The organism is Micromonospora qiuiae (assembly GCF_016863555.1).
GTDB classification, from domain to species: Bacteria; Actinomycetota; Actinomycetes; order Mycobacteriales; family Micromonosporaceae; genus Micromonospora; species Micromonospora qiuiae.
This window is the reverse complement of the sequence record NZ_BOPC01000111.1, coordinates 1-19,374: the sequence shown is the minus strand read 5'-3', so window position 1 is coordinate 19,374 and position 19,374 is coordinate 1. Positions and strand designations below refer to the sequence as shown.

The following is a 19,374-nucleotide window of genomic DNA, read 5'->3' as shown; positions in this document are numbered from 1 at the left end:
TAACCACGAGTTGCGGCATCCAGCGCGACGATGCCGGATGAAAGCGCCTCAAGCTGATCGATCGGTCGCTGTACGGGGCAGGACTCGCCTCGTCGCCACCGCCCAATCGCCGGGGCTACTCGACCCCGGGCGATCGCGACCCGTTGTGCCTGCCCTCCCGAGAGCTCGTCCATGCGTCGCTCGTGGGTACGGCGCCCACGGCCGACTCGCGGGGCGGAAGCGGCTGGCCACGAAGCAACGCCTGGTACAACGACTGGACTCGCAACTGGCGGCTTGCAGTGCCACGGAAAACGGCGCTCGGGGCGGCGGGATCTCATCGTGCGCCGCCGCCGTCGCGGATGATCTTCTCGATCTCCTCGGCTGAGGTTATCCCTCGAGCGGCAACTGCGGTGCCAGGCCGACCTTGTTGATCGCATCGACCCGCGACGTGGCGGCGAGCTTACGGAAGATCTTCCGCAGGTGTGTCTTCACAGTGGGCTCGCTGATCGCGAGCTCCTTCGCGATCTCGCGATTGGAGAGCGCCCGGCTCACGCACTTCAGCACCTCCCATTCGCGTCCCGTGATGTTCTCCGGGCGGGCGACGGGGCGGGACCCACCCCGGTGCTCTCGCGCCGGAGCGGGTGCGCGGCCGGCGAGCCGGACGTGTTCGTGTGCCACGCTGCCGATGTAGAGCCGGATGCTGATCGCCTCGTGCAGCGCCTCCAGCGCGTCCGGGAGGCGCTCGCGGCCTTCGGGGCCCTCCGTCGTCAGGACCTCCCGCAGGACGGGGACCGCCGCACGCCACAGCAGGGTGCCGGCGCGAATGGAGTCGGCGACGAGGACCTGTTGGTGCGCCCGATCGATGCCGAGTTCGCGGGTCGGGGCGTGCGGATCGGGTGGTTCGGCGGTCGTGAGGCCGAGTGCGCGTACGCACTCAACCAAGATCGCCTCGGCTTGGCGGCGAGCCTGGTGCCAGCGGTCGGTCGTGGTGGTGAGCGGGCTGTCGGCGTCGTGCAGCGCTTGCTCGTAGCGGTCGAGGATCTCGTCGATACGCTCGCTGACAATGTCGGCCACGGGGCATTCCTCTGCCTCGAACAGATTGCGTCCTCGACTATTGGCCCATGTCCTTCGTGAAGACGCTTGTCGATTGTAAGGGTCTCGTGGTCATCGGCGTGGGTCGTCAGATCGCATTATGTACGAGCAGCGTGATTCCCAGGGTGGTGATGGTCGCGTACTGGGAGGCCATGAAGCTGCGGTACGGGTTGCGGGGCGTCTCACCCGCGACAGAGCGGCAGTCGCCGGCGAGCCTGCACGCTCCCACGGTGAGAACCAGCATGGACGGGAGCAGGACAGGCGCCGCCAGGGCGGCCATCGTGACACCCGCGACCGCGACCGCGACGGCGAGGCCGGCGGTGTACCGGGCGACGGGGACGATCCCGTAGCGGACCGCGAAGGTGTGACGCCCGGCCAGGGCGTCGCCCGGTACGTCCGTGATGTCCTTGGCCAGGGCGCCCACCAGCCCCATCCAGCCGGACATGACGAGGCCGAACACGACGGCGGCGGCGCTGTTTCCCTGCGCTGCTCGCATTCCCGCCCAGAAGGTCGCCAGGCCGAGGGCCGCGATGACGAGGCAGGTGGCCACCCCCGACCGCTTGGCCGGGCGCGGGGGACCGGAGTAGAGGTAGCCCAGACCGAGGAAGAACAGCGCGTCGACCGCGATCCCCGCTGTCGCGCCGATCGCCAGCGCCAGGGCGGCGGCGCAGCCCGTGAAGATCGCCGCGCTTGCGCGCGGCAGGCGCCCCGACGCGATAGGCCGTCGCGAGCCGTTGCCCCGGTCCTCGGCGACATCCATGATCCCGTTGACCACGTAGACAGCGACGGCTGCGGCGAACCACGCCACGGCTCCGGTGGCGACCGAGACGAGGTGAGCACCCGCGCAACCGGTGAGCGCGGCCCCGGCCAGAAAACGGCTGAGGAACATCACCTGTACCAATGGCCGGGACTCCAGCAGCCCCATGATCACCGTATGCCCCGCGGTATCCAACGACCGTCGAATGCCGGTTGACCATTCATACCTGGTAACCAACAACCACCGCCATGCGAACGCCTTCGATGTTCGTCAACGAGACTACAAGGAAATGCAGAGCGATCGAACCCTGTCAACCAACGGCGCGGAAACGGCGGGTATCCACGTCCTCTGTGGCCGGGCCCGGGTGCGATCGCAGCGCCGGAGGCTACCGCCGCGGTCAGGTCGGGGTCGCGAGTGGCGTCCGGGACTGCCCGCCAGGGCAGGCCGGCGAGCTGGCTGTGCAAGCTGGGCCGGTTGCCCTTGACGGTCAGGATCCAGTGCGCGCCGTGCTCCGCGAGGCAGGTGACGTGCTCGCGCTGGCAGTCCCATCCCACCTACTCGTCGTGGCTCAACCTCGTCGGGCGCTGGTTCTCCGAGCTGGCCACAGCAGACGACCGGGCAGAACGGAACAACGACCGGCCGTGCCGGCCCGGCCGAGGGTAATACCGGAGAACGATGCGCCGTAATCCTTTCAGACGAAGCGGTGAGCGTTGACCAAGGAATGGATGACCTTTAATGTAGGGGGTGCTTTCGAAAGCGTTGTTCCGCTAATCTTGCGCGTTGTCTCAGTGGCAATTCGGCCGTTCTCGGCAACGGGGGATCTGCATTGTGTTATCGGCAATATCTGCGGACATCAAAACGCCGATCGATAGTCGAACAATTCCGTCGGCGGGCGACGAGCTCACCCGACTCGGTGGCGGCCTCGGACGCCACGGAATCCGTCTCGTACGCCGAACTGTGGCACCGGACGGAGGCGGTAGCCCGGCTGCTGCGTGCTCGGGGGTGCCGGCCCGGTCAGCCGATCGGTCTGTGCATGTCGCCGACGGTTACCCGGCTGGCGTCGATGCTCGCCATCATGGCGATCGGTTCGCCCTATGTCCCGATCGACCCGAACTTCCCCGACAGCCGGATCCACTCGATCCTCGAGTCGGCCGCGGCGGACGGCGTGCTCGTCGACGAGGTCACCGCGGAGCGTTTTGCGTCGATGCCGTATCGACTCGTGCACGCCTCCGAACGCCCGGCGGACCCGGCAGGCCCGGCGGTGATCGAGCCCGATGCCTCCGATCTCGCGTACATCATCTACACCTCCGGATCGACGGGTGACCCGAAGGGCGTCGCGATCGAACACGGCGGTGTGGAAAACCTGTTCGAAGCTTTGGACGCGGTGCTGCCGCCGCCGCGGGAACGGCCGGACGAATGCTGGCTGGCCGCGGCCAGCGTCTGCTTCGACCTGTCTGTCGTCGAATTGTTCTGGCCGCTCACCCGGGGGATTCCCGTCGTGCTCGCCGCCTTGGATTCCCTGGCCGGAAAATCCGGCGACGGCGCCGAATTTCTCACCGGCGTGCTGACCGGCGGACGGGTCACCCACTTCTTCGTGACGCCGTCCCTGGTCCAGGTGATGTTGGGGGACCACGCTCTCGCCGCCGCGATCCGCAGGCTGCGGGTGCTGATCCTGGGCGGCGAGATCGTGCAGCCCGAGCTGATCGGTCAGCTCCGGCCGGTGCCGCATCTCTACAACGCGTACGGGCCCACCGAGGCCACCGTGGCGACGACAGTGCACGAGTGCTCCGACCGGGACGTCGAGTACGTGCCGATCGGACGCCCCCTGCGTGGCCTCAACGTCCGCGTCGTCGACGAGGACGGCGAGGACTGCCCGCCCGGCGTGCCCGGCGAGTTGCTGATCGCCGGGCCCGGACTCGCGCGGGGGTACATCAACGACGAGGAACTCACCGCCCGCAAGTTCCCGGTGCTGGGCGACGGAGCGGAGCGGCGGCGCTGGTACCGCAGCGGCGACCTGGTCAGCATCGACGCCGACTCGACCATCCGTTATCACGGCCGGGTCGACGGCCAGGTGAAGGTCCGGGGCTTCCGGGTCGAGCTGGGCGAGGTCGAGGCGGTGATCCGCGCGGTACCCGGGGTCGAGGAGGCCGCGGTATTCCCCGTCCGGGACCACGCCGCCCGGGTGACCGGGTTGATCGCGGCGGCGAAGTCCACGGCGGCCGACGTCACCGAGGCCGCGATCGTCACCCGGATCGGCCAGGTCCTGCCGTGGTACGCGGTACCGCACACCGTGCGGGTCCTGTCGGAGCTGCCGCTCGCCGTGAGCGGCAAACTCGATCGGAAGGCGCTGGAGCGCCGCCTTCTGAAACTCGCGCCGGTCCCGGACCCCGCGGCGGCTTCCGCCCCGCGGGCGGACCAGAGCTACGAGCAGATCGTCGCCGAGACCTGGAGCTCGGTGCTCGGCGGGGACAAGGCATTCGCCCACGACGAGGGGTTCTTCGACGTCGGCGGAAACTCGGTCCTGCTCGGCTCGGTCCTCACCCGCCTGCTCACCGCTTTCCCGGAGGCGAATCTACAGCTGATCGACCTGTACCGGCACCCGACGATATCCGCGATGGCGGCACGGCTGCGAGCGCCCGTCGCGCCCCGGCCGCCGGCCCCTGGCCAGGGCGGAACGGGCGCCCCGCTGAGCGCGGCCGACCGCCGGCGGCTGGCCCGGCGAGCGAAGTAGCCAGTACGAGACGGCGTTGACGACATTAAGGACTCGGCGAGTGAGTTACCAGCACGACGAATCGGGAGACCTGCCGCGCAAGGCGCCGGACGAGTACCGGGACGACTCCCAGAGCGTGGCGATCATCGGAATGGCCTGCCGGTTCCCGGACGCGGACACGCCGACGCAGTTCTGGTCGAACCTGGTCGGCGGCCGGGAGTCGATCACTGTCGCGGACGGCCCGGACGGCGGCCCGGCCGGGTGGATACGCGCCTCGGCGACCCTGGACGGCATAGACCGGTTCGACGCCGGATTCTTCGGCTACAGCCCACGCGAGGTCGCTCTGCTCGACCCGCAACACCGGCTCTTCCTCGAGGTCTGCTGGGAGGCGCTTGAGGACGGCGGCGCGGCCGGCCGGCGGCGTACCCCGGACGTCGGGGTGTACGGCGGCTGCGGAACCAGCCTTTACCTGATGCACAACCTCGGCGGCCAGGCGAGCAAACCCCTGCCGAATTTCCTGGACACGGCCCAGGATCTGCAGCTGACCATGGCCGCCGAACGCGACTTCCTGACCAGCCGTGTGTCGTACAAGCTCGATCTCGACGGCCCCAGCGTGAGCGTCCAGGCGGCGTGCGCCACCGGCCTGTACGCGCTGCACCTGGCGTGCCAGGCGCTGCTGGCCGGCGAGTGCGACCTGGCGCTGGCAGGTGCGGCGCACGTGCCGGTTCCGCAGATCGACGGATACCGGCCGGAGCCCGGGCTCGTGCTGTCGCAGGACGGACATTGCCGCGCCTTTGACGCGCGGGCCACGGGAACGGTCTTTGGTAGCGGCGTCGGCGCGGTCCTTCTCAAGCCGCTGGACCAGGCGCTGGCCGACGGCGACCGCGTGTACGCAGTCGTCCGGGGTACCGCGGTCAACAACGACGGCGCAGGCAAGCCGGGCTTCAGCGCCCCGAGCGCGGCAGGCCAGGCCGCGGTGATCCGCCAGGCGCTCGCCGCCGCGGACGTCGAGGCCGACTCGATCTCGTACGTCGAGGCACACGGCACCGCGACGCCGGCCGGCGACCCCATCGAGATCGCGGCGTTGACGGACGCGTTCGCGGGAGTCGCGCCCCGCATCTGCGCCATTGGCTCGGTCAAGACGAACATCGGCCACCTGAGCTGGGCCTCCGGCATCGCCGGGCTGATCAAAGCCGCGCTCGCCCTGTGGCACCGGAAGCTGCCGGCCTCCCTGCACTTCCGGGAGCCCAACCCCGCGATCGACTTCGCCGGATCGCCGTTCTTCGTGCAGTCCGAGACCGCGGACTGGCCGCTCGGGGGCGGCCCGCGCCGCGCCGGGGTCAGCGCCTTCGGGCTCGGCGGCACGAACGCCCACGCGATCCTGGAGGAGGCGCCGCCCGCCCCCGCCGGCCGGAACGACCCCGATGCCGAGTCGGAGCCCGGCCTGCAGGTCCTTCCGATCTCCGGCCACACCGAGCCCGCGCTCCGCGAACTGGCGTCCCGGATCGGCACGGCGTTGCTGGACGAGGCGGCACCGGAGGCCGCCGACGTTGCCTTCACCCTCGGCACCGGGCGCCGGCACTTCGCCCATCGGGCGGCGGTCGTCGGGTCGGACCGCAAGACGCTCGCCATGCTGCTGGACGCCGTGGCCAATGGCGAGGCGGAGGCGTCCGACGGGTTCGACGGCGAGATCGGCCTCTCGTACGGGTTGGTCCGGGGCGCGCCGCCCCACCTGACCGCGCTCTTCTCCGGCCACGGGGCCGAGTACCTGGAAGCGTGCCGAGACCTCTACCTGTCCGAGCCCGTGTTCCGGGAGTTCGTCGACCGCGCCGATCCGCACTACCGCCAGCACATCGGCCACCGCCTCTCGGAGTTCCTCTACCAGGATGGGGCCCGCCGGGGCATGCCCATCGCCGACTTCCGGCTTGCCCAACCGGTCGTCTACACGCTGCAGGCGGCGCTGCTGACCCTGTGGCGCAGTTGGGGAATCGTGCCGGACGCCTACGTCGGCCACAGCCTCGGCGAGTACGCGGCGGCGTACGGCACGGGCGTCTTCGACTTCGAGACCGGGCTCTACCTGGTGTCCGAGCGCGCCCGACTGCTCAGCACCTTGCCCGAGTCCGGTGCCATGGCTGCGGTCTTCGCCGACGAACAGCAGGTGCGTGAGCTGCTTGCGGGCAACGCGAAGGTCGGTGTCGCGGCGATCAACGCGCCGAACCGCATCGTGATCTCCGGTGACGGAGCTGCCGTACGCGCCGTCGTCGCGGCAGCCGAGCAGCGCGCTATCACCTGCAAGCCGCTGCGGATCGGCCGTGCCGGGCACTCCTCGCAGATCGACGCCATCCTCGACGACTACTCCGCCGTCCTGGAGTCCGTCGAGCTGCGCCCACCGGCGCACATGATCGTCTCCACGCTCACCGGAGCCCCGGTCACCGAGGAGATCGCGACGCCCGGTTACTGGTTACGACAGCTGCGGCAGCCGGTCCGGTTCCTCGACGCGATCCGTGCGGCCGCCTCCGGAAAGCCCGGCGTGTTCCTGGAGATCGGCCTCGCCAACACGCTCGCCGGCCTGGCCCAGCTGGCCCTCGACGACGATCCGGAGAACGAGCCGACCTGCCTGGAGACGTTGCGTTGGGAGCGCAACGACATCGCCTCCACCCGGTTGGCGCTCGCCAGGGCGTACACGGCCGGCGTGGCGGTGGACTGGGCGGCTGTCTCGCCCGGCGGCCGTATGGTCACCCTGCCCACCTACCCCTTCCAGCGCCGACGGCACTGGATCGAGCCGGCCCCATCGAGCGGCGACGCACTCGCCGGCAGCATCGACAGCGACTCCATGGGAGCTACCGACGTCGACGTGGCGAACCAGGCGGACTCGCGCGGCCCCGCCCACTACGTGGTCACCTGGGTCGACGCGCCGCCGGCCGCTGTGGCCCAGGCGGCGAACCGGCGGATCCTGCTCATCGTCCCTTCGATGAGATCGGCAGCCGACCTGACCCGGGAAATGGAGCGGCTCGGCGCCGAGGTGCTGGTCCACGTGCTCACGGACGACGCGGTGACGGACGCCGCGCGGGTGCTGACCGACTACCGGCCGGACACGGTCGTCAACGCCGTACCCGTGCTGCGCAAGCGCCAGGCCGACCTCGGTGGGCTCCCGCTCGCCACGGCGTCGGTCTCCGACGACGTCGTCGCCGCCGGGGGAGTGGCCAGCCTGCAGATCTTCCAGGCGGTGTCCGCGGCGAACCTGCCCGACGTCGTCGTCTGCACGGTGACGTCGGGGGCGCACCGCGTCCTGACATCGGACGACGTGATTCCCGCACAGGGCGCGATCGTCGGCATCGCCCGGGCCGCGCGCACGGAGTTCTCGACCGTCCGGCACGTCCTCATCGACGTGGACGCGGCCGCCACCAAACAGTGGTGGGCCGCGTCGGCGGTTCCCCGGCTGGCTGCGGCCATCGGCTCGGCCCCGGTCGGCGACGCCGAGCTGGCCCTACGCGGCGAGCGCGTGCTGCTGCCCCGCCTGCGTCCCGGCCGGGTTCCGGCGGGAGCCGGGTGGACCCGCATCGATCCGGCCGGCTGGTACCTGGTCATCGGCGGGTTGGCCGGTGTCGGCCTGGAGTGCGCACACGCGCTGCTGGAGCTGGGCGCCCGTCGGCTGGTCCTGTGCGGCCGGTCGGCTCCGGGTCCGGAGCACGCCGAGCAACTGCGGCGGCTGAGCCGGGAGTTCGGGGCGGACATCCGCACGGAGGCCGTGGACGTCTCGTCGCCGCAGCAGGTCGACCGGCTGTTCGCCGGCTACTGCGCCGGGGATGCCGTCGTACGCGGCGTCGTCCATGCTGCGGGCATCATCGACGACGGCATCATCGACCGGACGGACTGGAGGCGGATCGCGCGGGTACTGGCGCCAAAGGCGCAGGGTGCGTGGAACCTGCACCGCAGCGCCGCCGAGCATGCGCCCGACCTCGACCTTTTCATAATGACCTCCTCCTTCACGAGTCTGTTCGGCAATCCCGGGCAGGCGGGCCACGCCGCAGCCTGTGCATTCCTGGACGCGCTGGCCGGCCACCGCCGGGCCGTCGGGCTGGCCGGTCTGTCGGTGAACCTCGGCTCCTGGTCGGACGTCGGCTACCTGGCCGGCAACGAGGATTTCCTCCGCCAGCTTGAGGAGCAGGGCCTCGGCACGATCTCCAGCGCCGCGGGCCGTCCGCTCCTGCGCTCCGCGATCGAGGGCTGGCCCTCGGGCCAGGTCGGACTGCTGGCGATCCGCTGGAAGGACCTCGATCCGGATCACCACCTTGCCTCGAACCCCCTCGTGGGCGGGCTGATCGGCGGCGCCGAGTCCGCACCCGGGGCCGCCGATTCGCCCTCGGCGGCGCCGATGACCCCGGAGGAGGTCCTGACCTGCTGTCAGGAGGTCGTCGCCCGCGAACTGGGCTTCGACGGCGACGAGCTCGGCGGGCTCGACCTAGCGGAGGCCGGCATGGACTCGCTCAACGCCCTCGCCATCCGGAACAAGCTGCAACGACGGCTGTCGGTGCCGCTGCCGGCGTCGATCTGCTTCGACAAGCCGACCGTCGATGAGCTCGCCGACGAGATCAAAAGACGAATGCGGGAGGTGCGAGCCTGACATGGAGAAGGACGTCGCGTACTCGGAGCACGTCGTCGGCGTGTGCCCGGAAGAGTTCCTCCCGCTGGTGGCGGAGTTCGACCGGATCCACCGGGAGGGGCAGGACTCGAACGCCGAGCTGTGCGTCTACGTGGACGGCGAGGAACGGGTCCGGCTGCGCTCCGCAGGGCGGCTGCCCGATCAGCTACAGAACGTGCGGTCGGTCAGCAAGGCCCTGCTGTCGGTCGTCACGCACGCCCTGCACGAGCGGGGCGAGATCAACATCGACCGCCCGATCGCCGAGACCTGGCCGGAGTTCGCCGCCGCCGGCAAGGCGTCGCTCACCCTGGCCACCTTCCTCAGCCACCAGGCAGGGCTGATCGGCGTCGACCGGCAGCTCTCGGTCGACGACGTCCTCGAATGGGATCCGGCGGTCGAGGCGCTCGCCGCGCAACGCCCGTACTGGGAACCGGGAACCGACCACGGCTACCACGACCTGACCTTCGGCTGGGGCGTGGGCGAGTTCCTGCGGAGGGCGACCGGGAAGCGGGTCGACGAACTCTTCCGGGACGAGTTCCGCGAGCCGCTCGGCGCCGAGGTCCGGATCGGCATCGACGACCTGACGCGCTTCGCGCCGTTCCGCCAGACGCGTCCGGCGGGCACCGGCACGGCCGCGGACATCCTGCACCTGCTGGGTGACAAGTCCTCCCTGCTGAGCCGGTCCCAGCGGAACCCGAATCTGATCAGCGTGGAGAACTCCCTGCGGTACCTCGGCGCGGAAGTCCCAGGATGCAACGCTGTCTCCTCCGCACGGGCGCTGGCCAGGATCTTCGCCGCGACCATCGGCCCCGTCGACGGCACACGCCTCTGGAGCGAGGAGACCCTGCTGCGCGCCTCCCGGCTGCAGAGGCGTGGAACCGACCGGGTCTTCGTCCGGGAGCGAGCCTACTCGCTCGGCTTCATGCTGCCCGACCACAACCTGCCGCAGGCGGGCTTGGCGGTCGACTCCTTCGGCCACTACGGGCAGGACTGCGCCCTGGTCTTCGCCGTCCCGGGCGACAACCTGGCCTTCGCCTACACGACGATACAGCTGAATCGCCGGCTGGATCAGTACACGAGAACCGACGACCGCGCGGACCGGCTGGGCCGACTGGCCGTCGAGGCGGCGCGCCGGCTCGTCCGAATCCGGGCACAAGCGAGATCCAGGAGGGCCTGTCCACTATGACGACAGCACTCATCGACACCAGCGAGCGGCTCCGGGACGTCCTGAACCGGTTGAGCTCCATGTCCGTCGAGGACTATTACAACCCGTATCAGGTGTTCGACTGGCCGGACTCACTGCCGCAGGAGATGTGGTGGATGAGCCCCGAGCTGACCACCACGCACGGCACCGAGATCGCCGCAGAGCTGAGCCAGGAGCAACTCTACCGGCTGTCCAAGTACGAGAGCGTCAACTTCTACAGCCTCAACGTGCACGGCATCCGCGAGCTGCTCATCGAGGTCACCCGGCGCATACACACCGACGAGTTCGCCACGCCGTCGGAGTTCTTCCACCACTTCATCGGTGAGGAGAACGAGCACATGTGGTTCTTCGCCCAGTTCTGCCTGCGCTACGGCGGGAAGATCTACAAGCAGCCGCGCGGCGGTGCCGAGACCATTCCGCCGAGCAAGGCGGCGAGCCTCCTGGTCTTCGCCCGCATCCTGATCTTCGAGGAACTGGTGGATCACTTCAACTCCAGGATGGCGCTGGACGAGCGGCTCGACGACACGATCCGGAAGATCAATCGAATCCACCACCAGGACGAATCCCGGCACATCGCGTTCGGGCGGGAACTGGTCCGCATCCTCTTCGAGGGCTTCCGCGAGCAGGCCACGCCGGAAGAGCTCAGCCAGGTCAGCGACTACCTGGGGCGGTACATGACCTACAGCTTCGAGTCGCTGTTCAGCCCTCAGGTCTACAGGGACGCCGGCATCCCGAACCCGTTCGAGGTGCGGCGGAGGCTGCTCACCGGCCCGCGCCGGCCGGAGTTCGAGGCGCAGGTGTTCCGCAAGACGCACTCGTTCCTGACCAGGTACGGCCTCATCCAGGCCCCGATGGCAGCGCCCGAGAGTGCGCGATGACCGACCTGAGCGGGAGCCGCATCGCCAGCGGCCTGGCCATTCTGGGGCCCGCGGAGACCGCGTTGCTCCGCCTGCTGGACGACACGTTCCGCCGGTGGGTCACCGACGAGGGCGGCGCCGAGATCTCCGCCCCGCCGATCTATCCCGTGGACGAGCTGGCGAACTTCGACGTCTACGTCAACTTCCCCCATCTCGCGCTCGTCGCTGGCGGCCTGAAGACGCCGACCTCCGGCCCGGCGGGCGGCTCGTTCCCGCCAGGGCAGATCGCCGGTCCCCACCTCGGCCTGCCCACGGCGACCTGCTTCGGCGCGTACCTCTACCTCCGGGATCAGACGGTGCCGGCGGACACTCTGGTGACGCTGGTCAACCGCTGCTTCCGGGGAGAGAGCCACTTCGACGGACTGCGCCGGCTGCTCACCTTCCAGATGCGCGAGATCGTGGCGATCGGGTCGTACCAGCACACGCAGGACGTGATCGCCCGGTACCGGACCAGGATCGAGGAGTTCCTCGGCGCGCTGTCGCTCGACGTCGCCGTGGAGGCCGCGTCCGACCCGTTCTTCCAGCCGGGCGGTGCGCGCGCCCTGCTGCAGCGGCTGCAGCCGGTGAAGTACGAGTTCCAGGTCGATGACCTTGCCATCGCCTCGGTCAACACGCATCGCAACTTCTTCGGCGAGCGGTGCCGGATCGGTATCGAGCCCGACGGTGGCACCGCCTTCACCGGTTGCGTCGCCTTCGGGCTGGAGCGGTGGGTGAGCGTGCTGGTCGGCCGGTACGGATCGGCCGGTCGTGCCCACGAGAAGGTCGAGCAGGCGCTCCATGAGCGGCAGCTCGCCTAGCGTGCCGCGGGTCGGGGTGGACATCGTGCTGATCTCCCGGGCCGAGGACCTGGTCCGGCCGGAGCGCCGGCGGGTGCTGTCGCACATGCTCCGACCGGAGGAGATCGCCGCCTGCACCCGGCAGGGTCGTCTCGACCCCAGCGCGGTGGCCGGCTTCCTGGCCGTCAAGGAGGCGGTGTTCAAGCTCTTCCACCAGCGGGACCGGCCGGTGCCATGGCACTCCCTGCGGGTCGACGGCGGAGCGGGTCGGTGGCCGGTCGTACAGCTCGACGGGACGTCCGCGGAGCTGGCCGAGGCCGCCGGGATGAAGTCGGAGATATCAGTCAGCGTCACGCACGACGGCGCGTATGCCGTGGCCGTCGCGGCGACCATGATCAGAAGTTGAGGAATTCCTGAGATGAGACAGCAGACAACGGCGCCGATCGACCAGATCAAGGGATGGATCCTCGCCAAGCACGAGAACCGCACCGACGTCGCAGCCGACGAGGACCTGATCGACAACCGTCTGGTCGACTCGCTCTCCTTCGTCGAGTTCGTGTTCCTCATCCAGGAGTTGAGTGGCGTCGAGATCGACATGGACACCCTGGACATCGGCGACGTCCGCACGCTCGCCGCCATCCAGAAACGTTTCCTGGCCGGCTGATCGACGCAAGGAGAGAAAGGCGATCGCGTGGACGACATCTCCTACACCGCCCAATGGACCGCGGCCGTCCGTGCACTGGAGAACGAACGCTCCGATGGCCTGTTCCGCGACGAGTACGCCCGGCACCTGGCCGAACCGCGCGGGTTCGAACTGCTCGAGCGGTATCAGGGCGCTGGCGTGTCCGACTTCGTCGCCGTGCGCACCCGGTACATCGACGACGCCTTCGCGCGCATCCTCGCCGAGACCGGCATCCGGCAGGTCGTGCTGCTCGCCAACGGCATGGACGTACGCACCCACCGCCTCGACTGGCCCGCTGGCACGACCGTCTACGAGGTCGACCACGGCCCGCTGCTCGACGAGAAACAGGCGCGCCTGGCCAAACTCGCGGCCGAGCCGCGGGTGCCGACGGTGCCGATCAAGGCCGACCTGGCCGGGGACTGGCTGGAGGTGCTGAAATCGGGCGGGTTCGGCCCGGCCGAGCGCACCCTGTGGATCGCCGAGGGCCTGCTCTTCTTCCTCACCGAGGAGCAGGCCGGACGGCTGCTCGACACACTGGCCGGCGCCTGCCCGTCGGGAAGCCGGCTGGTGGTCGACATGACCAGCGCGGCCCTGCTGCGCCATCCGATGACGCAGTCGTTCCTGCGGCGCCTGCGTGAGGACGGCACGCCGTGGCAGTTCGGCACCGACGAGCCGGAGAGGTTCCTGGCCGCACACGGTTGGGTCATCCAGGACCTCCGGCAGCCGGGCGAGCCGGGCGCCGGCGAGGGCCGCTGGCCGTACTCGGTGCCTCCCCGTCAGGCGCGCGGCGTACCGCGGAGCTGGCTGATCAGCGCCGCCACGGCGGACCGGCCTTGGCCGTCCGAAATGGTCACCGTGTTAAAGTAATCGTGCCTCGACGTCGTTGAATTCCGTGCCGGAAATTTGATCGACCGCCTCTAAAATGGTTCATTGTAAATTTATCGAAGCCGTGGGTGAAGGTTCGATCTTGACGCGAGGAGCACCATTGACTTCGTTGGAGGTGACAATGCGATGACCGAGACCGAAACGTCTTCAGGTGAGCAGCCCTGGCGGGCGCGGACAGCGGTTCTGGCGCTCGGGACATTCGTCGTCGGAACTGACGGATTCATCATCGTGGGCCTCCTTCCGGAGATCCACGAAACGCTGGGCGTCAGTACCGCCGCGGCCGGTCAGTTGGTGAGCGTCTTCGCCTTCTCCTACGCGCTGCTGGGCCCGGTCCTCGCCACGCTCACGGGCCTGTGGCCCCGGCGCCGGGCCCTCGTGACCGGCGTCGCGCTGCTGGCCGTCGGCAACGCCGTGGCCGCGTCGGCGCACGTCTACGGGCTGGTCCTCGCGTCCCGCGTGCTGTCCGGGTGCGGCGCGGCGCTGTTCGTGGCGAGCGCCGTGGCCACGGCCGCGCATCTCGCCGGCGACCAGCGGCGGGGCCGGGCCATCTCGATGGTGACCGCCGGGGCGACGCTGTCACTGGTGCTGGGCGCCCCGCTGGGCACCCTCGTCGGCGGGGCGTGGGGCTGGCAGACGGCGATCTGGCTCGTCGCCGCGGTTGCCGCCGTCGTCGCGGTCGTCCTCACCTTCCTACTCCCGCCGATCAAGCTCGACCAGAGCGCGACGCTGCGGCAGCGCATCACGCCGCTGACCGACCGGCGGGTGCTGCGGATCCTGATCGTCACCCTGCTGGCGTTCATCGGCATCTTCCTGCCCTTCACGTACATGAGCGTGGTCTTCGCGCCAGCGCTCGACCACCACGAATCCCGGCTCGCGCTCCTCCTGCTGGTGTTCGGCATCGCCGCCACGGCCGGCAACCTGGCGGCCGGCTCGCTGGCCGACCGGTACGGCCCGCGCCGGGTCGTCATCGGCGCCACCCTGGGCGTCGCCGCGGTGTTCCTGATCATGCTGCCGATCCGGGACGTCTTCCTCCTCGTGGTGATCGCGCAGGCGCTCAGCGGCATCGTGTCCTACTCGGTCATCGGGCCGCAGCAGTATCGCATCATCGCGTACGCGCCGCCCGGGGGCGCGTCGCTGGTGACCTCGCTGAACACGTCCACCGGATACCTCGGCCAGTTCCTGGCCAGCGTCATCGGAGCTGGCCTGCTCACCGCCACCAGCTCCGCCGTCCTCCTGCCGGTCGCCGCCGGCTTCGCCGCGCTGGCGGCGTTGCTCACCTGGTGGCTGTCCCAGGCGGGCCGGAAGGGCGACGGGGAGGCCGCCAGCGAGACCGGCAAGGTGGCTACCTCGCCCGCGAAGTGAAACCCCTTGAGAGAACGGGATGGAAACGCATGTTGACCACGGCGACGCAGCGAAGTGTCAACGTCTCCGGCATCCCCGTCGGCTACCACGTCGCGGGTGAGGGGCCGGGGCCTGAGCTCGTCCTCATCCACGGCGGCACCGGGCACCCAGAGACCAGCTTCGCCGGCCTGCTCGAGCACTTCACACAGCACCGCAGCGCGATCGTGCCGGGTTACTCGGGCAGCAGCCTCACCCCGCTCCCCGAGGGCGAGATCGACGTCGACATGCTGGTCGATCAGGTGGCAGGGGTGGTGGAGGAGGCCGCACGTGGCCCGGTGGATCTCTTCGGGATCTCCACGGGCGCCGTTGTCGCCGCAGCCCTGGCCGGCAAGCGGCCGGAGCTCGTGCGCCGCATGGTCGTCCTCGGCGGGTTCGCACACTACCGCCAGCCGTGGCAGCGCCTGCTCATGCGCACCTGGCTACGCCTGGCCGAACTGGACGGGAACGCCTTCGCCGAGTTCACGCTCCTGCACGTGCTTTCGGACACCTTCATCGACTCGATGAGCGCGAGTGAGCGCCTCCGGCTGCGTTCCGGGCTGATGCCGTCCGAGGGACTGATCGCCGTGCTCGAACTCATCAACCGGCTGGACATCAGCGACTACGTGCGGAACATCAAGTGCCCCACGCTCGTCGTCGGCATGCGGCAGGACCAACTGGTTCCCGTACGGTACGCCCGCGAGTTCCGCGACGCGATTCCCGGCAGCGACTACGTAGAGCTGGACTCGGGCCACGCCGCGGCGATGGAGAAGCCGGCCGAGCTTCTCAAGACCATCGAGGAGTTCCTGGCCTGACACCCTCCTGGCACCCAGCGCCCGCCCCGTGGCCGGGTTCAGGCAGCCGCACCGCTTCACGATCGCACCCTGGCTCTTCATCGCTAAGCCGGCTTGCTCGACCAGGTGTGCGAGGTCGGGTCGGCCAGGGCTGACGATGTAGAGGTGAACGGTCGCGGTGGCCGGGGTGTCGAGCCGCCACAGGGTACGGGCGCCCGAACGAACCGGTCAGCGACACGCGTGACCGCCTCGTCCAGGATGACCCATCACCCGGCGGGGTCTACGCTGTGGCACACGGCCACCGCACGATCTCCGGTGTCCTCACAAACCATCGATGATCAACGCGGTGGCCGTCCTCATGCCCACGCCACGTCCAACGCCGAAGCCAACTGGCGTTGGAGTACCAGCCCGACGGTGGGGACTACATGCCGGCCCGGCAGTTGGGGTTGCAGCGCATCAGTTGCAGGCTGTCCAGCTGGTAGCTGAAGGCCTGACCGGCGGGGCTGACCACCGACAGCTGCACCTGGGTCGCGCCGGCTGGCGCGGTGACCGGCCCCAGGGTCCGTTCCGGCCAGTCCGTGGCCATGGGGAACAGGCCGCTGTCATTGTCGCTGAGCCAGGTGTTCGAGGCGTTGTACCAGGAGAGCCGCAGTTTGACGTTGCCGGCCGAGGCCGATCGGAGCCGGGCGTAGAACTTGTAGCTCTGTCCGGCCGTGACTGCTTTCTTACTGGTCACCGACACCTTTCCCTCGGCGTGCGGCTGTACGTTCATCTGCAACGACCGGCGGTTGTCGTAGTAGTAGCAGGAAAGCGCGTTGTTGCCGCAGGACGGCGTGACCTGGAACCAGCCGCCACCAGAGACGCTGAATCCGGTGGGAGTGCCGGAGGGGTCGTCCGCCTCGATGGTGCGTTCCTGGGCGGTGAGCAGATCGCCGCTGTGGCCGACGTCGCAGCAGACCGGTGTGGTCAGGACGGGGTGCCGCGCCACGTTCCAGGCGTAGGCGTTGGGATCGTTGGCGTTGTCCCGGTAGAAACTGGCCGCCGGCTCGCTCGGGTCGTAGTTGGTGTTGAAGTCCTGGTCGAGCATCCAGTTGTCGGTCCAGCCGTACATGATGTCCGCCCAGTAGGGCTGGTTGGTCTCCTGCGACCAGGCGTGCCCGGCGCCGAGGAGATGCAGCATCTCGTGGCCGACCACACCACTGTCCCACAACTCGGCGGTGCCCCAGCAGGAGCTTCCGCCACTGGTCATGGCCGGGGGCCTCATGCAGGCGGTATTGGTCCCGGACGGCACGTGGGCGTCGGTGAAGACGAAGTACCATCGCTTGGCGTCGTCGTAGCCCGCCGCGTTGAGGGCGCTGCCCACCGCGCTCCAGTCGCCGTACGAGCCGGTCGGGGTCGGGATGCTGAGTTGCAGGGGTACGACCAGCGCGCGGGCGTAGTCGCCGTACGTGTTGTTGGGCGTGTACCGGCAGGAGAAGTTGATGTGCTGGTCGTAGTCGCTGGACTCGTCCAGCAGCCAGTCCACCCGGTCGACGATCTTCGCGATCCGTTCGACGTAGGCGTCGTAGTTGTTGCCCTCGCTCGCGTGCCAGCCGTAGATGATCTGTATCGCGGGAATGGTATCCACCGGTGGTGCCGTGGGGGTGGTGGTGACGGTGGCGCAGCCGCGCTTGGGCACGCTGGCGTCGACGGGTTGGGCGTACGGCTCGGTCGGCTCGCTCGCACCAGAGAAGGGATCATGTGCGTAGGCGGGCGTGGCGGTCATCGCCACAATGATGGCGGCCAATGCAGGGATTGCGACCCAGCGGCTCTTCTGGAGCAAGAATTCCTCCCTGAATGTTGGTTGTTCGGCAGGGCTCCAGGGAGCATCGGGGCAACTCCTAGCGGACCCTGCGAAACTCCAGGTGAATCGTGCTGGCGACGAAAACGCCTCTGCAGGCGTGGCGGACACTAATTGACGATCATAACGTTCCATCCGTGCCGTGATGTGAACGATAAGTGTCAATCTTATGTCGTGACCGGCTGTGTTCCTATGAGGAAAATTGTTTGATGCGCTCACCTGTGTCGATGGCTTGTCTGCGCCTCGGTGTCGGTCGAGACCGTGGATAGGCCACTCCGGGCCGGCCGGCGAGCCTCGTCAATCCGGAGGCGCGCCGCCCCGATCGGCCGGTACCGCCTCGATCGGGGCGGTTGTTCATTTGCCGGCCATAGCCTTCGAGGAGGGCCGGGACCTGTCCTCGATGAGCGGCATCCTGGCCGACAGCTCCTATCGTTTGCTGCCGGCCTGACGGCCCGGCCTCACTTCAGGTGCCGGGCGAAGAACCTGTTTCCGTCGAGCACCCGCAGATCCTTGTACGACTTCTCAAGCTGTACGGGGTGGCTGGCCTCGGGCCCGATCGGTTGTTGACGGGATGCTCATGACGGGCAGCGTGGCGGGATGACGTTGCGTCAGGGGCAAGTCATGACCGCTGAGTTCACCCCGGCGCCGCTACCGCGACGGCGGCTCACCTGCTCGTGTGGCGGTGTGTGGTCGTGGACGGCAGTTGGCTTCGCAGGTGCAGGGCGAGCAGGGTGAGCCAGAGCAGGCCGATGACGACGGTGATCCGCTGGTACAGCCCGGCGAGGTCGACCAGGCCTGCTGCCTGGCTGAAGCCGGCGCTGGCCAGGATGTCCCCGGCCAGGAAGGCGAGGCCGGTGAGGGCGGAATAGCTCGCCCAGCCGTACCGACGCTGGCCGACGAACTTGCGGGTGAAGACGAAGAAGACGATCAGCAACGCCGGAAACCCGAACAGGGCGAACCCGTCGTGCAACGCACCCGAGGTGGTGTGCTCGGGCAGCTGGTCCGGAGTTCCGGGCGGATAGCCGCTGATCGGGTCGGTGATGAACGCGCCCGAGCCGAGCAGGCCGATCGCCCAGACGCCGATCAGTAGCGGTCCCCAGGTCCCCGCTTTGCCTCTCCGAAGTGTCCGGCGCACCCCGACGGCGAAGGCCAGGGTGAGCAGGCCGCACAACAGGAAGTTGGCCGTCTGGATCCAGCCGTACGTGCCGATGGCGAGCGAACTGACCGGATGCCGGAGCTGGTCGTAATCGTCGCGGGCAGCGCCCTGGATCAGAAACGCCAGGACGAACAGCGGACCGGCGACGGCGCCGCAGAGCAGGAGAGTCTTGGTCGTCCGGCTCGGTCGGGTCGGCGGTGTGGTTGGGGGGACAAGGATGGTTGTGGCCATCGCTGACTCCTGTCGGAAATCGACGCTCGCGCCGTGTCGTGTCAACCTACATTGACACGACAGCTGCCGTCAACCGCAGTTGACAGTCGAGGGCTGGTCGCGTTGGCGCGACGGCGCAAGTAGCGGTACTGCACGAGGTGTCGGAAAGCGATCCGGCCGGGCCACACACGCGTTGGGCTTGCGCTGCTTGTGCGTGCTGCGGAAACCGAGAACTCCGTAGAATGTTTCGATGTCGTCAATGGATGCGCACGGCAGCAGGGGAACGGTCACCTCGTTGGTCATGCCCCTTCCTAAAAGAGACCGGCAGCAGGTGGTGGTGGCGGGGTTGGGTT

At 69.0% G+C, this 19,374-nt stretch carries 14 protein-coding genes and 1 pseudogene; 10 read left to right on the top strand and 5 right to left on the bottom strand.

Annotated elements, in window-relative coordinates; genetic code table 11:
• Positions 1-366: 366 nt before the first annotated feature.
• Both Vqi01_RS27940 and Vqi01_RS27935 read right to left on the bottom strand, forming a co-directional pair.
• Positions 367-1,053, bottom strand: a complete 687-nt coding sequence (locus Vqi01_RS27940) for a helix-turn-helix transcriptional regulator (protein WP_239098721.1) — start codon at positions 1,051-1,053, stop codon at positions 367-369.
• 106 nt (positions 1,054-1,159) lie between these two features.
• Positions 1,160-1,996, bottom strand: a complete 837-nt coding sequence (locus Vqi01_RS27935) for a UbiA family prenyltransferase (RefSeq protein ID WP_204038131.1) — start codon at positions 1,994-1,996, stop codon at positions 1,160-1,162.
• Positions 1,997-2,654: 658 nt separating this feature from the next.
• Between Vqi01_RS27935 and Vqi01_RS27930 the strand changes: the two genes are divergently transcribed.
• The 10 genes from Vqi01_RS27930 to Vqi01_RS27885 all read left to right on the top strand — a co-directional run bounded on the left by Vqi01_RS27930 (position 2,655) and on the right by Vqi01_RS27885 (position 15,836).
• A complete protein-coding gene (locus Vqi01_RS27930; protein WP_275408851.1) occupies positions 2,655-4,559 on the top strand; it encodes a non-ribosomal peptide synthetase in 1,905 nt (634 codons plus the stop codon).
• Between the two features lie 40 nt (positions 4,560-4,599).
• On the top strand, positions 4,600-9,162 hold the full coding sequence (locus tag Vqi01_RS27925; RefSeq protein ID WP_204038129.1) for a type I polyketide synthase: 4,563 nt from the start codon (positions 4,600-4,602) through the stop codon (positions 9,160-9,162).
• Position 9,163: 1 nt separating this feature from the next.
• On the top strand, positions 9,164-10,366 hold the full coding sequence (locus tag Vqi01_RS27920) for a serine hydrolase domain-containing protein (RefSeq protein WP_204038128.1): 1,203 nt from the start codon (positions 9,164-9,166) through the stop codon (positions 10,364-10,366).
• Positions 10,363-11,262, top strand: coding sequence for a diiron oxygenase (locus Vqi01_RS27915; RefSeq protein ID WP_204038127.1), 900 nt, complete (start codon positions 10,363-10,365; stop codon positions 11,260-11,262). Before Vqi01_RS27920 ends, Vqi01_RS27915 begins: the two co-directional genes overlap by 4 nt.
• Positions 11,259-12,098 (top strand): class-II aminoacyl-tRNA synthetase family protein, encoded by an 840-nt coding sequence (locus Vqi01_RS27910; protein WP_204038126.1) that lies wholly within the window; start codon positions 11,259-11,261, stop codon positions 12,096-12,098. The genes Vqi01_RS27915 and Vqi01_RS27910 overlap by 4 nt, the downstream gene beginning before the upstream one ends.
• Entirely contained in the window at positions 12,079-12,483 is a 405-nt protein-coding gene (locus Vqi01_RS27905) for a holo-ACP synthase (protein ID WP_204038125.1), read from the top strand. The genes Vqi01_RS27910 and Vqi01_RS27905 overlap by 20 nt, the downstream gene beginning before the upstream one ends.
• A gap of 12 nt (positions 12,484-12,495) precedes the next feature.
• On the top strand, positions 12,496-12,741 hold the full coding sequence (locus Vqi01_RS27900) for a hypothetical protein (protein ID WP_204038124.1): 246 nt from the start codon (positions 12,496-12,498) through the stop codon (positions 12,739-12,741).
• A 27-nt stretch (positions 12,742-12,768) separates the two neighbouring features.
• On the top strand, positions 12,769-13,626 hold the full coding sequence (locus Vqi01_RS27895; RefSeq protein WP_204038123.1) for a class I SAM-dependent methyltransferase: 858 nt from the start codon (positions 12,769-12,771) through the stop codon (positions 13,624-13,626).
• A 144-nt stretch (positions 13,627-13,770) separates the two neighbouring features.
• A complete protein-coding gene (locus tag Vqi01_RS27890; protein WP_204038122.1) occupies positions 13,771-15,006 on the top strand; it encodes an MFS transporter in 1,236 nt (411 codons plus the stop codon).
• Between the two features lie 29 nt (positions 15,007-15,035).
• Positions 15,036-15,836 carry an alpha/beta fold hydrolase gene (locus Vqi01_RS27885; protein WP_204038121.1) on the top strand — a complete coding sequence of 267 codons (801 nt, stop codon included), beginning with the start codon at positions 15,036-15,038 and terminating at the stop codon, positions 15,834-15,836.
• A 400-nt stretch (positions 15,837-16,236) separates the two neighbouring features.
• On the opposite strand, the gene Vqi01_RS27875 is transcribed toward Vqi01_RS27885, so the two are convergent.
• The 3 genes and pseudogenes from Vqi01_RS27875 to Vqi01_RS31115 all read right to left on the bottom strand — a co-directional run.
• Positions 16,237-17,580: a hypothetical protein gene (locus Vqi01_RS27875; protein ID WP_204038120.1), complete on the bottom strand. Its 1,344-nt coding sequence runs from the start codon at positions 17,578-17,580 to the stop codon at positions 16,237-16,239.
• Positions 17,581-18,319: 739 nt separating this feature from the next.
• Complete coding sequence (locus tag Vqi01_RS27870) at positions 18,320-19,042, bottom strand: DUF998 domain-containing protein (protein ID WP_204038119.1); 723 nt, start codon at positions 19,040-19,042, stop codon at positions 18,320-18,322.
• 159 nt (positions 19,043-19,201) lie between these two features.
• Positions 19,202-19,324: pseudogene (locus Vqi01_RS31115) on the bottom strand (DUF8817 family protein); the annotation flags it as partial.
• Between the last annotated feature and the right edge of the window lie 50 nt (positions 19,325-19,374).

Coding starts and splice junctions, on each gene's coding strand:
- Vqi01_RS27935 (WP_204038131.1), bottom strand. CDS start 1,996: ATGGGGCTGCTGGAGTCCCGGCCATTGGTACAGGTGATGTTCCTCAGC.
- Vqi01_RS27920 (WP_204038128.1), top strand. CDS start 9,164: ATGGAGAAGGACGTCGCGTACTCGGAGCACGTCGTCGGCGTGTGCCCG.
- Vqi01_RS27915 (WP_204038127.1), top strand. CDS start 10,363: ATGACGACAGCACTCATCGACACCAGCGAGCGGCTCCGGGACGTCCTG.
- Vqi01_RS27910 (WP_204038126.1), top strand. CDS start 11,259: ATGACCGACCTGAGCGGGAGCCGCATCGCCAGCGGCCTGGCCATTCTG.
- Vqi01_RS27905 (WP_204038125.1), top strand. CDS start 12,079: ATGAGCGGCAGCTCGCCTAGCGTGCCGCGGGTCGGGGTGGACATCGTG.
- Vqi01_RS27900 (WP_204038124.1), top strand. CDS start 12,496: ATGAGACAGCAGACAACGGCGCCGATCGACCAGATCAAGGGATGGATC.
- Vqi01_RS27890 (WP_204038122.1), top strand. CDS start 13,771: ATGACCGAGACCGAAACGTCTTCAGGTGAGCAGCCCTGGCGGGCGCGG.
- Vqi01_RS27885 (WP_204038121.1), top strand. CDS start 15,036: ATGTTGACCACGGCGACGCAGCGAAGTGTCAACGTCTCCGGCATCCCC.
- Vqi01_RS27875 (WP_204038120.1), bottom strand. CDS start 17,580: ATGACCGCCACGCCCGCCTACGCACATGATCCCTTCTCTGGTGCGAGC.
- Vqi01_RS27870 (WP_204038119.1), bottom strand. CDS start 19,042: ATGGCCACAACCATCCTTGTCCCCCCAACCACACCGCCGACCCGACCG.